Annotated in this window: 10 protein-coding genes; 7 read left to right on the top strand and 3 right to left on the bottom strand. The window is 74.3% G+C overall.

All coding sequences use genetic code 11. The features are described 5' to 3' along the window. Window positions 1–54: 54 nt before the first annotated feature. Window positions 55–2,247, top strand: a complete 2,193-nt coding sequence (locus ACE1OA_RS30295; protein WP_432753669.1) for a sigma-70 family RNA polymerase sigma factor — start codon at window positions 55–57, stop codon at window positions 2,245–2,247. A 156-nt stretch (window positions 2,248–2,403) separates the two neighbouring features. Here ACE1OA_RS30295 and ACE1OA_RS30300 read toward each other — a convergent pair whose 3' ends face one another. Then, window positions 2,404–3,231: a ribonuclease BN gene (locus ACE1OA_RS30300; protein WP_356779667.1), complete on the bottom strand. Its 828-nt coding sequence runs from the start codon at window positions 3,229–3,231 to the stop codon at window positions 2,404–2,406. Between the two features lie 316 nt (window positions 3,232–3,547). On the opposite strand from ACE1OA_RS30300, the gene ACE1OA_RS30305 reads away from it, so the two are divergent. From ACE1OA_RS30305 to ACE1OA_RS30320, 4 genes are all read left to right on the top strand, one after another. Next, window positions 3,548–5,170 carry a phospholipase D family protein gene (locus ACE1OA_RS30305; RefSeq protein ID WP_356602306.1) on the top strand — a complete coding sequence of 541 codons (1,623 nt, stop codon included), beginning with the start codon at window positions 3,548–3,550 and terminating at the stop codon, window positions 5,168–5,170. Between the two features lie 96 nt (window positions 5,171–5,266). Beyond that, window positions 5,267–5,977: a VanZ family protein gene (locus ACE1OA_RS30310; RefSeq protein ID WP_356602304.1), complete on the top strand. Its 711-nt coding sequence runs from the start codon at window positions 5,267–5,269 to the stop codon at window positions 5,975–5,977. Window positions 5,978–6,029: 52 nt separating this feature from the next. After that, complete coding sequence (locus ACE1OA_RS30315; RefSeq protein ID WP_384870121.1) at window positions 6,030–6,980, top strand: aldo/keto reductase; 951 nt, start codon at window positions 6,030–6,032, stop codon at window positions 6,978–6,980. A 387-nt stretch (window positions 6,981–7,367) separates the two neighbouring features. Continuing rightward, entirely contained in the window at window positions 7,368–8,498 is a 1,131-nt protein-coding gene (locus ACE1OA_RS30320) for an FAD-dependent oxidoreductase (protein WP_432753670.1), read from the top strand. A gap of 53 nt (window positions 8,499–8,551) precedes the next feature. Here ACE1OA_RS30320 and ACE1OA_RS30325 read toward each other — a convergent pair whose 3' ends face one another. Continuing rightward, complete coding sequence (locus ACE1OA_RS30325) at window positions 8,552–9,589, bottom strand: serine hydrolase domain-containing protein (RefSeq protein ID WP_432753671.1); 1,038 nt, start codon at window positions 9,587–9,589, stop codon at window positions 8,552–8,554. Between the two features lie 95 nt (window positions 9,590–9,684). Then, entirely contained in the window at window positions 9,685–10,431 is a 747-nt protein-coding gene (locus ACE1OA_RS30330; protein ID WP_384870117.1) for a beta-glucanase, read from the bottom strand. Between the two features lie 357 nt (window positions 10,432–10,788). Here ACE1OA_RS30330 and ACE1OA_RS30335 point away from each other — a divergent pair, with 357 nt between their 5' ends. Continuing rightward, window positions 10,789–11,202, top strand: a complete 414-nt coding sequence (locus ACE1OA_RS30335) for a VOC family protein (RefSeq protein WP_356779662.1) — start codon at window positions 10,789–10,791, stop codon at window positions 11,200–11,202. 294 nt (window positions 11,203–11,496) lie between these two features. Next, window positions 11,497–12,870 (top strand): rhodanese-like domain-containing protein, encoded by a 1,374-nt coding sequence (locus ACE1OA_RS30340; RefSeq protein ID WP_432753672.1) that lies wholly within the window; start codon window positions 11,497–11,499, stop codon window positions 12,868–12,870. The last annotated feature ends 38 nt before the right edge of the window (window positions 12,871–12,908 follow it).

A 12,908-nucleotide genomic window follows, 5' to 3' on the forward strand; every position in this document is an offset into this window, starting at 1 on the left:
TCTCCCAGGTGCCGGGCATCGACAACAGGCGGGACAGGCAGAGTGAACCAGGGCATGGCTACACAGCACGGTACGGAGCTCGTCAGGGCTGCACAGGGCGGCGACCTGTGGGCGCAGGACCAGCTCATCGCGGCCTACCTGCCCCTCGTGTACAACATCGTGGGACGGGCCTTGAACGGTCACCACGACGTCGACGACGTCGTGCAGGAGACCATGCTGCGGGCGCTCGACGGTCTCCCCGCTCTCCGTGCCCCCGACAGTTTCCGGTCCTGGCTCGTGGCCATCACGATGAACGGGATCCGGGGGCACTGGCACAAGCAGCAGTCCCGACTCCCGATCGGCGCCCTCGACGAGGCGCGTGACGTCGCTCACCCCGGCGCGGACTTCGTCGACCTGGCGGTGGTCAAGCTGCACCTGTCCGGGCAGCGGCGCGAGACCGCCGAGGCGACCCGCTGGATGGAGCCGGACGACAGCGCGCTGCTCTCGCTCTGGTGGCTGGAATGCGCGGGCGAGCTGACCCGCTACGAGGTGGCGGCGGCCCTGGAGCTGTCCACGCAGCACACCGCGGTCCGGGTGCAGCGGATGAAGGCGCAGCTCGACACCGCCCGCGTGGTCGTCCGGGCCCTGTCGGAGAACCCGCTGTGCCCCACGCTCCGGTCCGAGCTGGGCACGTGGGACGGCCGTCCCTCCGCTCTCTGGCGCAAGCGCATAGCCCGCCACGCCCGTGGCTGCGCGCACTGCGCGGGCCTCTGGAGCAACCTCGTCCCCGCCGAGGGCCTGCTGGCCGGACTGCTGCTGGTGCCGCCGTCGGCGATGCTGCTGGCCGCCGTCCGGGACGGCGCCGCGTTCGGCCTCGCCGCGACGACCACGGCCACCACCGCCTACTCGGCACAGCCGTACGGCTCCGACCCCCTGTACGGGTCGCCCGCGCCGTACGAGGCCACGGGCGCCTACGAGGCGACGGGCACGTACGGGACCCAGGGGCCGTACGACACACCAGGAGTCCACGACACCGCCGGCCTGTACGACGCCCAGGGCGGGTACGCCACGCAGGGCCCGTACGAGACCCAGGGCCTGTACGAGACCCAGGGCTTCCAGGACACGCAGGGCCTGTACGAGACCCAGGGCTTCTACGAGACGCCCGGGGCCCACGAGACGACGGCGCCGTACGGCATACCGTCGCCGTCGCCGTACGAGGCGACGGCTCCCTACGGGATACCCGCCCAGCGGGCACCGTACGAGGCGACCCGGCCGTACGACCCGGCGCCGCAGTACGGGACCGGCGGAGGCTACGAGGCCGCGCCGTACGACCCGGCGCCGTACGGGCAGTACGAGGCGTACCGTCCGGCGGACGGCCGCGAGCCGTTCGAGTCGGCGGCCGGGCACGAGGGCCCCGGAGCGCAGGAGGCGTTCACGCCCTACGCGACACAGAGCACCGTCACCCCCGTCGGAGCGGCCGGCCGCGGTTCGCGCGGTGCCCGGCGGCGTCAGGAGCAGGAGCGCCGGCGCGGCCGCCGCAGGGCCGTCGTCGCCGCCGGCATGGCGGTCGTGGCGGTCACCGGCGGGTCCTTCTACCTGAGCGGCGGACCCGACGGCGACGGTGAGGCGCTGGACGTGAACCGTGCCGCGGCCCCCGGTCCGGACCTGCCCTTCGGCCAGCAGCCGACCGCCCTCCTGGCGACCCCCTCCCCCTCGGCGTCGACGTCGGCGAGCGCCAGTGCCAGCGCGAGCCCGTCCGCCCGACCGAGCCGCACCGCGAAGGCCACGCCGCCGAAGACGGCCGCACCCCGCACCTCGTCGCCCGCGCCCAAGCCGACGAAGACGGCCGACTCCGGCTCCGACACGGGCTCGAAGAGCGGATCCGGCTCCGACTCCACCGCCGACCAGGTGATCAGCCTGGTCAACGCCGAGCGCGCCAAGGCGGGTTGTTCCCCGCTGACCGCGAACTCGCAGCTGACCAGGGCGGCTCAGGCCCACTCCGACGACATGGCGGCGCGCGACTTCTTCGACCACACCAACCCCGACGGCAAGGGTCCGGGCGACCGCGTCACGGCCACCGGCTACCCCTGGTCGACGTACGGCGAGAACATCGCCATGGGTCAGAGCAGCGCCGAGCAGGTGATGGAGTCCTGGATGAACAGCCCGGGCCACCGCGCGAACATCCTCAACTGCTCCTTCAAGGAGATCGGGATCGGGATCCACGACGAGGGCGGCCCCTACTGGACCCAGGTCTTCGGCGCGCGCTGACGGCCGGCACGATCCGCCGGGAGCCGGGAGCCGGGAGCCGGGAGCCGGGAGCCGGGAGCCGGGTGGCGGGTGGCGGGTGGCGGGTGGCGGGTGGCGGCCGGCCGTCGGACCGGCCCCCTGCCCCGCCCCGTGCCGCTCCTCTCGATCCCCGCCCCGTCACCTCCGCCGTCTCATCGCCCTCGTCATCCGGGGCAGTACGTCATCGAGCAGCCGGCCCACCAGGGCACCTCCGAAGACGACGACGCCGACGGCGAGCAGCCAGGACTGGATGACGAGGAAGGCGCCGAAGGGGCCGTAGGTGACGGCGCTCGAGGCGATCAGCGGCGAGAAGACCAGCCGGGAGAAGATCCTGAGGCCGAGGAGCCCCACCGTCGTCGCGACCGCCCCCGGCAGGAGCGCGAGCCAGCCGATCCGGCCGCCCAGCAGCCAGCGTTGCGACCACCAGAAGAACAGGGTGCCGCAGAGTGCGGTGCCCACGCCGCGGGCCGGGTTGTCGCCCCAGAGGGTCGTGACCGCGAACAGGTAGAGGACACCGATGAGGACGGCCAGCCACACCACGTGGCGCCACCGCGACCACCAGCGCTCCGGCGGCAGGTCCCAGACCTTCTCGTAGCCGGACTGGACCACCGTGCCGAAGGAGAGACCGAAGACGGCGAGTACGGCGAGACCGAACGCCGTGGTCGTCCGCCAGACCTGGCCCGGCAGGGCGAACAGCCGGGCGATCTCCGCCCGTGCCGGTGCCGAGACCCCCAGCCCGTCCCCGAGCCACTGCGCGAAGCCGCGTCCGCTCTCCGTGTCCGCCGCGGACACCACGATCAGCAGGGGTACGAGGGTGAGGAATCCCAGCGCCGCGAACCCGAGCGAGCGCTGCCAGAGATCGAGTGCGGTCACCCGCCCCCAGCGGTGACCGGCCCGCAATCGGCGGATCACACTGCGTGCCCGCGCGAGAGGAGAAGGCCGTCCGGTGGGGTCGGGGGCCGTCATCGTGCCGGGGGAGGCGCGGCCGTGACGGCCGGCGCCGGCACCCCGGGCACTCCGGCCGCGCTCGGGACGACGAGCATGGCGCGCTCCGCGGGAAGACGCTGGTGCCTCCACCGTAGGGCCGCCCGGCCACCCGGGCCAACGCGAGGCGCGGGCCACGGGGATGGCGGCCGCTCACGCCGGGACCCGGGCAGGCTCGCCACGACACGCCCACCGGCCGGTCCGTCACGCCGCCCGTCCTCACCGGGCCGGCCGTTCCGGTCCCGCCGGGTGGGGGAGCGCCCTGGCGGGTAAGGGAACAAGTGGAGGTTTCGATGTCGTGACCCGCGCGGACTGGTTCCTGGAACGCGGCGAACGCGGCAACCCCGCGACGCGCCTCGACGAGCGCCGCCCCGGCGGAACGGCCTGGTCCGAGGGAAACCTCGTCCGGCCGCTCGTGCACGGTGCCACGTACTTCGCGGAGCTGCTCGCGGCCGTGCGCGGCATGCGCGGTGGTGATCTGCTCCTCTTCACCGACTGGCGCGGCGATCCGGACGAGCGGCTCGCGGGTCCCGGCACCGAGATCGGCCCACTCCTCTGCCGGGCGGCGCGGCGAGGCGTCGTCGTCAAGGGCCTGTTGTGGCGCTCCCACCTGGACACCCTCCAGTACAGCGAGACGGAGAACCGGCACTTCGGCGAGGAGCTCGCGCGGGCCGGCGGCGAGTGCCTGCTCGACATGCGGGTACGCCCCGGCGGATCGCACCACCAGAAGATGGTCGTCCTGCGCCACCCCGGCCGCCCGGAGCGGGACGTCGCGTTCGTCGGAGGCATCGACCTCTGCCACAACCGCCGCGACGACGCCGGACACCGGGGCGACCCGCAGGCGCTGCCCATGGCCGCCGCGTACGGGCCGCGGCCCCCATGGCACGACGTCCAGCTCGCCGTGCGCGGGCCGGCCGTCGGCGATATCGAGGCCGTCTTCCGCGAACGCTGGGAGGACCCGGCGCCGCTCAGCCGCAGCCCGCTCCTCCGCCTGCGCGAGCGGGCGCACCAGGAGGACACGGAGGCCGACGAACTGCCTCCCCAGTCGGCCGATCCGGCCCCCTGCGGCCCGCACGCCGTCCAGGTGCTCCGCACCTATCCGAACCGGCTGCTGCGCGGCTACCCCTTCGCCCCGGACGGCGAACGCAGCATCGCGCGCGGTTACCTCAAGGCGCTGGGGCGGGCGCGGGCGCTGATCTACGTCGAGGACCAGTACCTCTGGTCGCCCCGGGTGGTGGGCGCGTTCGCCGGCGCGCTGCGGGCCTCTCCCGGGCTGCTCCTGATCGCCGTCGTCCCCGCCGTACCGGAACAGGACGGCCGGCTGACCCTGCCCATGAACCTGATCGGACGGATCGAGGCCCTGGACGCGCTGCGCCGCGCGGGCGGCGACCGGGTCGCGGTGTACGCGGTCGAGAATCCCGAGGGCACCCCGGTGTACGTCCACGCGAAGGTGTGCGTGATCGACGACGTGTGGGTCTCCGTCGGCTCCGACAACGTCAACCTCCGCTCGTGGACACACGATTCGGAGCTCGGCTGCGCCGTGCTCGACGTACGCAGGGACCCGCGCGAGCCGCTCGACCCGGCCGGTCTCGGGGACGGCGCGCGGCCCTTCGCCCGGGAGCTCCGGCTGGAGCTCATGCGCGAGCACCTGGACGCCCGGGGCGCGGACGGGCGTCCGGACCCGGAGTCCGACGCCCTCGCCGACCCGGTGGCCGCCTTCGCCGCTTTCGAGGAGACCGCGGCGGCGCTCGACGCCTGGTACGCGAGCGGCCGACGCGGTCCGCGGCCATCGGGCCGGCTGCGCCGGTACGTCCCTCCGGAGCTGTCCGCCGCGCAGCGCGCAGTCGCGATCCCGTTGCACCGCCTCTTCGTCGACCCGGACGGGCGACCGCTGCGGCTGCGCCGCCGGAACACCTTCTGAGCTGCGCGAAGCCTTCCGCGTGACGACCGGGGCGTGCCACGGCACATCGGGGGTAACCGCAACTCCACGAAGGCACCAACGGACTTGGGGGGATCGATGGGCGTACACATCAGACGCCGCCTGGCCGCCGGCGCGGCTGCCGGCGGCGGTACGGGATCCGGGACGGCACGTGCGAAGGCGGCGAAGTCCGCCCCGGCCGGGAAGGGCGGGTACTTCCGCCTCGGGCGGCGGAAACCGGGCGTGGAGGCGAAGCCCGCCCCGCCCGAGAAGGGGAGGTCCCTCCGCCTTCTTCGGCGGAAGCCCCGCGCCGAGGAGGCGAAGCCGGCGCGCAGAGGGCCGAGCCCTGTCATCCGGATCGCCGTGACGGTGCTGGCTCTGGCGGGCATGGTGGCCTTCGCCGTCGTCCTCGCGCGCCTCACCCTGCAGCCGTCGCCGGCCTCGGAGGTGCTCACCCACACCAACCTGCAACCCGGCGACTCGATCCGCAACTACCTCTCGCAGCCCGCGTTCCGCGACACGGTCAAGCAGCTCGGCGGCAACATCCTGCTGGGAGTTCCGTTCGGGCTCCTGCTTCCGGTGGTGTCCCCGTACACCCGCGGCTTCCTCCGGGTCGGGCTGCTGACGGTGGCGACGATGCTGGTGGTGGAGCTGGTCCAGGGGGCGCTCATCACGGGGCGCGCCTTCGACATCGACGACGTCGTGCTCAACACCTTCGGGGCGCTGCTGGGGTACGTGGTGGTGGGACGCAGGCTCGGCCGGGCGGTACACCCGCCGCGGCGGCACTGGTGGTCCTCCCGCCGTACCTGACGTGTCCGGGCGGGCCCGCCCGACCGCGCCCATGTGTGCGAGGGTGGGCCCCGTGACCACGAGTGAGAAGCCCGATCGTCTCGTCCTCGGCTGCATGGGCCTGGGCGGTGCCTGGGACACGAGCCCCTACACGGCCGCCGACGTCGACGCCGCGGAGGCGGCCGTCGAGGCGGCCCTCGACAGCGGCATCACCGCCTTCGACCACGCCGACATCTACCGGCACGGCAAGGCCGAGGCGGTCTTCGGCGAGGTCCTCGCCCGATCGGCCGGCCTCCGCGACCGGATCACCCTGCAGACCAAGTGCGGCATCCGACTGGCCGACGGCGACCGGCCCGGGCTCTACGACCTGCGCGGGGCCACCATCGAGCGGAAGGTCGAGGAGAGTCTCGCCCGGCTCCGCACCGATGTGCTGGACGTACTCCTCCTGCACCGTCCCGACCCGCTCGCCGACCCGGCCGAGATCGGCGAGGCCCTGACCTCGCTGCACCGCCAGGGTCTGGTCCGCCGCTTCGGCGTCTCCAACATGAACGCCGCGCAGATCGCCCGGCTCCAGACGCACGTCGCGCTGCCGCTGGTGGCCGACCAGCTGGAGATGAGCCTGCACCGGAGGGCCTGGCTGGAGGACGGGGTGCTCGTCAACACCCCCGAGTCGGCCGCCAACGGCTTCCCTGCGGGCACCGTCGAGCACTGCCTGACGCACGGGATCTCCCTCCAGGCATGGGGGCCGCTCGCCCAGGGGCGCTACACGGGCCGGCAGGAGACCCCCGAGGAGCACGCCACCGCCGCGCTCGTGAGCTCGCTCGCCGAGGCGAAGGGCACCACGCCGGAGACGATCGTGCTGTGGTGGCTCCGCCGGCACCCCGCCCGCGTCGTCCCCGTCGTCGGTTCGTCGAACCCCGGGCGGATCCGCGCCTGCCGGGACGCGGCGACCGGCGAGCCCGACCTGACCCACGAGGAGTGGTACACGCTGTGGGTGACCGCCCGCGGCGCGGCCCTTCCGTGACCCGCCCGGCACCCCGCCCCGCGGTCCGCGAAGAAATCCCCGACCGGGTGGGTGTGAGACACCGGAGCCGGGGCAGCAGGTCGTCATCCCCCCCACGGGACACCGAGGGAGAACGGCCTCACCAACCCCCTTCTGGTGAGGCCGTTCCGGTGGTGCGGGGCGGACCCGGAGCCCGTCCGGCCTGGGCCGCACTCCCAACTTCCCCTGCGCGCAGGGGTGATGGGCGCCTCCCGGTACGCTTCGGCGTGATCACGGCCTCGCCGGCCGCCGCCGTCGTCGCCGCCGGCCCGGCCGAGGCACAGTCCGGCCGGCCCCGGGGGCGAGACACCCCCGGGGCACCGCGCCCCGTCCGGCGCGACCGGCCCCGTCCTGGGGGAGGACCCGTCCATGACCCGGTCCCGAAGCGTTCTCGTCATCGGCGGGGGAACCGCCGGATGCGCACTCGCCGTGCTGCTGGCCCGGGCGGGCACAGCCGTCGATCTCGTCGAACGGAGCCCCGACGGGAACGCCGGCCGCGGATCCGGCATCACCCTGCAGGGCAACGCGCTGCGCGTGCTCGACGCGATCGGGGTGTGGGACCGCGTACGGGCGCGGGGCGCCGCCTTGGACGGCGTCACGATCGTCGCCCCGGACGGCACGCCCCTCGTCACCCAGGACGACCTGCGGACCGGCGGGGACGATCTGCCCGCCGCGCTCGGCATGCGGCGCCCCGTGCTCCAGGGCATCCTCACGGACGCCGTCCTCGCGGCGGGCGCGCGCTTCCGGCCGGGCCGCACCCTGACCCACCTCGCCCAGGACTCCCAGGGCGCGCAGGTCCGCTTCGACGACGGCACCTCCGGCCGGTACGACCTCGTCGTGGCCGCCGACGGCGTCCACTCCGCCACCCGGGCGCTGATCGGCATCACGGAGACCCCGCGGCCCACCGGCATGGCCGTCTGGCGGGCTCCCGCGCCCCGCCCCGAGGGCGTCGACCGCACCCATCTCGCCTTCGGGGGACCGGCGTTCATCGCCGGCTTCTGCCCGACCGGCCCCGACACCGTCTACGCCTACCTGGTCGAGGCGGCGCGCGACCGGACCGCCGCGGACCCGGTCTCCCTGGTCCGGGAGATGCGCGAGCGCGCCGAGGGGTACGGCGGTCACTGGAAGACCATCACCGCCGCGCTGACGGACACGTCCCCGGTCAACTACACCTGGTGCACCGAGCACCTGGTGGACGGCCCCTGGTACCGCGGCCGCGTCGTCCTCGTCGGCGACGCCGCCCACTCCTGCCCGCCCACCCTGGCGCAGGGGGCCGCGATGTCCCTGGAGGACTCCCTCGTGCTGGCCGAGCTCCTCACCGAGGGATCCTCGTGGGACGACAAGCTGCTCGACGCGTACACGGAGCGCCGCCTGCCGCGGGTCCGCTCGGTGGTGGAGGCGTCGGTGCAGATCGGCCGCTGGCAACTGGACGGTGTCCGGGACGCCGACGTCCCCGGCCTGATGGGGCGGGTGATGGGGGCGTTGCGCGAACGCCCGTGACCGGCGGGCGGTTTCGCGGTCGCGGGTCGGTGCGCGCCGCCGTTCGGGGCCCTTCAGGCGAAGGCGTACGAGCGGAACGCGGCCCGCAGCGCGGCCACCGGGCCCCGTTCCCGGGTGAAGTACAGCTTGTTGGTGAGCAGGACCGCCCAGCGGTGGCGGCCGGGCGCGATCCACATCGCCGTGCCGGTGAAGCCGAAGTGTGCCCACACGTCCGCGGGCCCGCCGGTTCCGAGGTCGGGGTCGGGGTGCCAGAGCAGTCCCCGCGCGGGGACGAGCCCGCCGGTGTGCACGCGCAGGGAGTCGCCGACCCACCCCGAGTCGAACGGGGAGGCGCCGGGGGAGAGCATGAGGGTGAGGAACCGGGCGAGGTCGCCGGCCGGGGCGAAGACCCCGGCTATGCCGCAGGCACCGCCGAGCAGCCGGGTCGAGAAGTCGTGCACTGTCCCCTTCAGATGGGTGCCCGTCTCGTCGTCGAACTCCGTGGGAGCGCACCGGACCACGACTTCGGGCGGCAGCGGACCGTAGCGCGTCTCGGTCATGCCGACGGGGCTCCAGACCCGGGTCGCCGCGAGCTCGGCCAGCGTCCGTCCGGTGAGGTGTTCGGCGAGGTAGCCGAGGACGAGCGCCGCCCGGTCGGTGTAGGCGACGGCCTCGCCCGGCCGGTGGCGCAGGGGTGCGTCGAGCACCCCCGCGCGGACGTCCGCGGGATCGGTGCCGTAGTGGTGGCGGAGGTTCGCCCGCAAGGGCAGACCCGCGGTGTGGGTGAGGAGGTGGTGGGCCGTCGCGTCGCCGAGCGGCCGGCCGGCCGCCTCGGGCCAGAACGCGCCCAGCGGCCGGTGGAGTTCGAGACGGCCCGACCCGGCGAGGAGGCCGACGACGGACCAGACCGCGAGGATCTTGGTGAGACTGGCGAGGTCGAAGACCGTGTCGGTCCGCATCGGCTCGTGCGGGCGCGCGGGGTCGAGGAGACCCGCGGCGCCCTCGGCGAGGATGCCCCCGGAGTCCCCGACGGACCAGACGGCTCCGGGGCAGACCCGTGCGCCCACGGCGTCCCGGACGAGCGATTCGATGCGGTCGGCGCGGAGTCCCATGGCGTCCCCCGGTGTGCGGTCGGGCGTCCCGAAGGTGGCGGGCTCAGACGGTATGCCCTGACCGGGCCCGAAGGATGCGCCGTCCGGCACCGCCCTCAGGGTCGGAACACCTTCAGCTCCGAGACCGTGTACGACATCTCCGAGGTGTTCGGGTCGGGCGCCGGGTGGTAGCGGCCGGCACAGACGGACAGGTTCACGATGAGATGCGCCCGCCAACTGCGGCCCACCCCGCGCCGGTCGGCGAAGGCCCGCACGCCGTTGACGCTCCACACCACCGAGCCGGCGCCGAACTCGGTCCGCAGGGTGACCCATTCACCCGGGCGGATCGCCGGATCCCGGTAGTAGAGATGTCCTCCCCGCACGTGGTTGGACAGTTCGAGCAGATCCGGGTTGTCGGGGTGGTACTCGAAGACGTCGATCTCCTGCCCGCCGTCCAGCCAGGTCCAGATCGCCGGCCAGGCGCCCAGTTCCCTGGGCAGTTTCACCCGCGCCTCCAGGACGTCGCCGGCGCGCACCATGAATCCCTCGGCGCTGCCCTCCGTCGTCAGCAGGCCGGCGTTCCACTTGCCGTCGGGCCGCCGGGTCGCCCGGAAGACGCCCGAGCGGCTGTACGCGGGGTCCTCGACGAGGTGGTCCAGCTTGTTGTCGCCGGCGTTGGTCGGCCCGCCGTTCGGGTAGGCCCACGAGTGGCCGGCGACCCACTGGGTGGTGGAACGGAAGTCCGCGGTGAACACCGGTGACGCGGTCCGGGGTGGCGCGGGGGCGCGCGAGGGTGCCGGGATCGTGTCGCGGCCCTGCCCTCTGCGACGCCGCTTCAGCCGGTCGATGAGGCCTGTGAGCATGGGTGACTCCCTCGAAGGGGTGGTATGGGCGGTCTGGAGCGGTTCTGCCCACAGGCGCGTCACTCATGCGGAAATGCTCACAGTGTGTCGAGTAGTCGTCACGAAGGAGTAATCGTCATGGGAATGGGGGGCGGGCCGCCTCGGGGCGGCGTCCCCTCGGCTCCCCTCGGCTCGGCGTCGCCTGGCGCGGTTCCCCGGCGCCCGCGGCATCCGTCGGGCCGTCACGCCTTGGGGTCCATCGTTGCGCTGTCCGGCGTGCGTCGGCTGGCGGCGCACGGCCGCGTCACGCACGCTCGATCCGTCCGGATCGCCGTCTCCGCCCGAGGTGACGACGCCTCACGAAGGGAAACCAGACCCGTGGCCACTCGCCTCAACCCCTACATCAGCTTCGCCGGCGACGCCCGCCAGGCCGTGGAGTTCTACCAGGAGGTCTTCGGCGGCACCCTGACCCTGAGCACCTACGGCGACGTCTCCCCGGAGCAGGCCGGCGCCGTCGCCGACAAGGTCATGCACAGCATGCTGGAGACGGACGGCGGCCTCACCCTGATGTGTGCCGACAACCCGCCGGGCACGGAGCACAAGCCGGGCAACGACATCGCGGTGAGCCTGAGCGGGGAGGACGCCGGGGAACTGCGCGGCTACTGGGACAAGCTCTCCAGCGGGGGCGCGGTGGCGGTGCCGCTGGAGAAGCAGATGTGGGGCGACGTCTTCGGCATGTGTACCGACCGCTTCGGCGTCACCTGGATGGTCAACATCAGCGAACGCGGCTGAGCCGACCGCCTCCCGGCCCGGGGCGGCGGCTCGTGACGCGCCCGCGAGCCCCGCCTCCGCCCTCCGGCGCACCGGAGGGCGGAGGCGGGGCCTCGTGTGTCCGCCCCTGCCGGCCGCCCTCGTCCGGCGTCGCGCCGGGCCGCACCGGCCGCCACCCGGACCCGCCGGTCCGGCCGCCCTCGTCCCGCCCTGGTCATGGTGGGTGTCACACACCCTTCTGGATACCCCCCTGGGTATTACTGCTACGGTGGAGAATAGATACCCCCGGGGGTAAACATCACGAGGGAGAGTGCAGTGTTCTTTGTCGACACCCTGGAGACCGAGGGGCTGGGCAACCGCAGCTATCTGGCGGGCGGCGGCAGGGCCGCGGTCGTCGTGGACCCGCCCCGGGACATCGATCGCGTGATCGCCGAGGCCGCCCGTCGCGGTGTGCGCATCGTGGCCGTCGCCGAGACCCACGTGCACAACGGCTACGTGACCGGCGGCCTGGAGCTCGCGCGTCTGACCGGCGCGCGCTATCTGGTCCCGGCCGGGGCCGACGTCGCCTTCGCGCGGGTGCCGGTGACGGACGGGGACGTCGAGTCGGTCGACGAGCGGCTCGTGCTGCGGGCGGTGGCCACTCCCGGCCACACCCCGCACCACACCTCGTACGTCCTGGAGGAACAGGGCCGCGCGGTGGCCGCCTTCACCGGCGGCTCCCTGCTGATCGGCGGCGTGGGACGCCCCGACCTGGTCGAGCCCCGGCTGACCGAGAGCCTCGCCCGCGCCCAGTACGCCTCCGTGCACCGCCTGGCCGGCGAGCTGGACGACGCGGTCCGGGTGCTGCCCACGCACGGCTTCGGCAGCTTCTGCTCCGCCGGCCAGGCCGGCGCGACCTCCGGCACCATCGGCACCGAGAAGGCCTCCAACCCCGCCCTCGTGCGGGACGTGGACACCTTCGTCAAGGACCTGCTGGCGGGGCTGGAGGACGTGCCCGCGTACTACGCGCACATGGGCCCGGCCAACGCCGCCGGTCCGGCGCCGGTCGACCTCACCCCGCCGCGGCGCGCCGACGCCGCCGAGATCGAGCGGCGTCTCGCGGCCGGGGAGTGGGTGGTCGACCTGCGGAGCCGGATCGCCTTCGCGGCCGGCCACGTGACCGGCTCCGTCAACTTCGAGGTCGACGGCCGGCCGGCCGTCCATCTCGCGTGGATGATCCCGTGGGGCAGGCCCGTGACCCTTCTCGGGGAGAGCGCCGAGCAGATCGCCCGCGCGCAGCGCGAGCTGACCCGTGTGGGCATCGACCGTCCGGCCGCGGCGGCCGTCGGCGGGCCGGCCGACTGGCTCGCGGAGGGTGCCGAGCCGGGCTCGTTCCCGCGTGCCGTGTTCGCGGACCTCGCCGCCGCGCGGCGGCGAGGCGCGGATCCGGTGGTGCTGGACGTGCGCCGGGACGGTGAGCGCGCGGGCGGCTGGATCGAGGGCAGCGTGCACGTGCCCGTCCACCAGATCCACCGGCGCCTGGAGGACGTGCCGGACGGCACCGTCTGGGTGCACTGCGCGGGCGGGATGCGCGCCGCCATCGCCGCCTCCGTGCTCGCCGCCGCCGGCCGGGCGGTGGTGGCCGTCGACGACGGGTACGCCGCCGCGGCCGAGGCCGGGCTCACGATCGTCGCCCCGTCCGGTGACTGACGGCGCGCGGGTGCCCGGCCCGGCACGCGGGGCGCGCC

The sequence above is a fragment of the Streptomyces sp. JL2001 genome (assembly GCF_050917515.1).
Lineage (GTDB): Bacteria > Actinomycetota > Actinomycetes > Streptomycetales > Streptomycetaceae > Streptomyces.

Bases quoted from the DNA above. Each gene is read 5' to 3' on its own strand.
- ACE1OA_RS30330 (WP_384870117.1), bottom strand. From the start codon at position 10,431: ATGCTCACAGGCCTCATCGACCGGCTGAAGCGGCGTCGCAGAGGGCAG.
- ACE1OA_RS30295 (WP_432753669.1), top strand. From the start codon at position 55: ATGGCTACACAGCACGGTACGGAGCTCGTCAGGGCTGCACAGGGCGGC.
- ACE1OA_RS30310 (WP_356602304.1), top strand. From the start codon at position 5,267: ATGGGCGTACACATCAGACGCCGCCTGGCCGCCGGCGCGGCTGCCGGC.
- ACE1OA_RS30320 (WP_432753670.1), top strand. From the start codon at position 7,368: ATGACCCGGTCCCGAAGCGTTCTCGTCATCGGCGGGGGAACCGCCGGA.
- ACE1OA_RS30325 (WP_432753671.1), bottom strand. From the start codon at position 9,589: ATGGGACTCCGCGCCGACCGCATCGAATCGCTCGTCCGGGACGCCGTG.
- ACE1OA_RS30300 (WP_356779667.1), bottom strand. From the start codon at position 3,231: ATGACGGCCCCCGACCCCACCGGACGGCCTTCTCCTCTCGCGCGGGCA.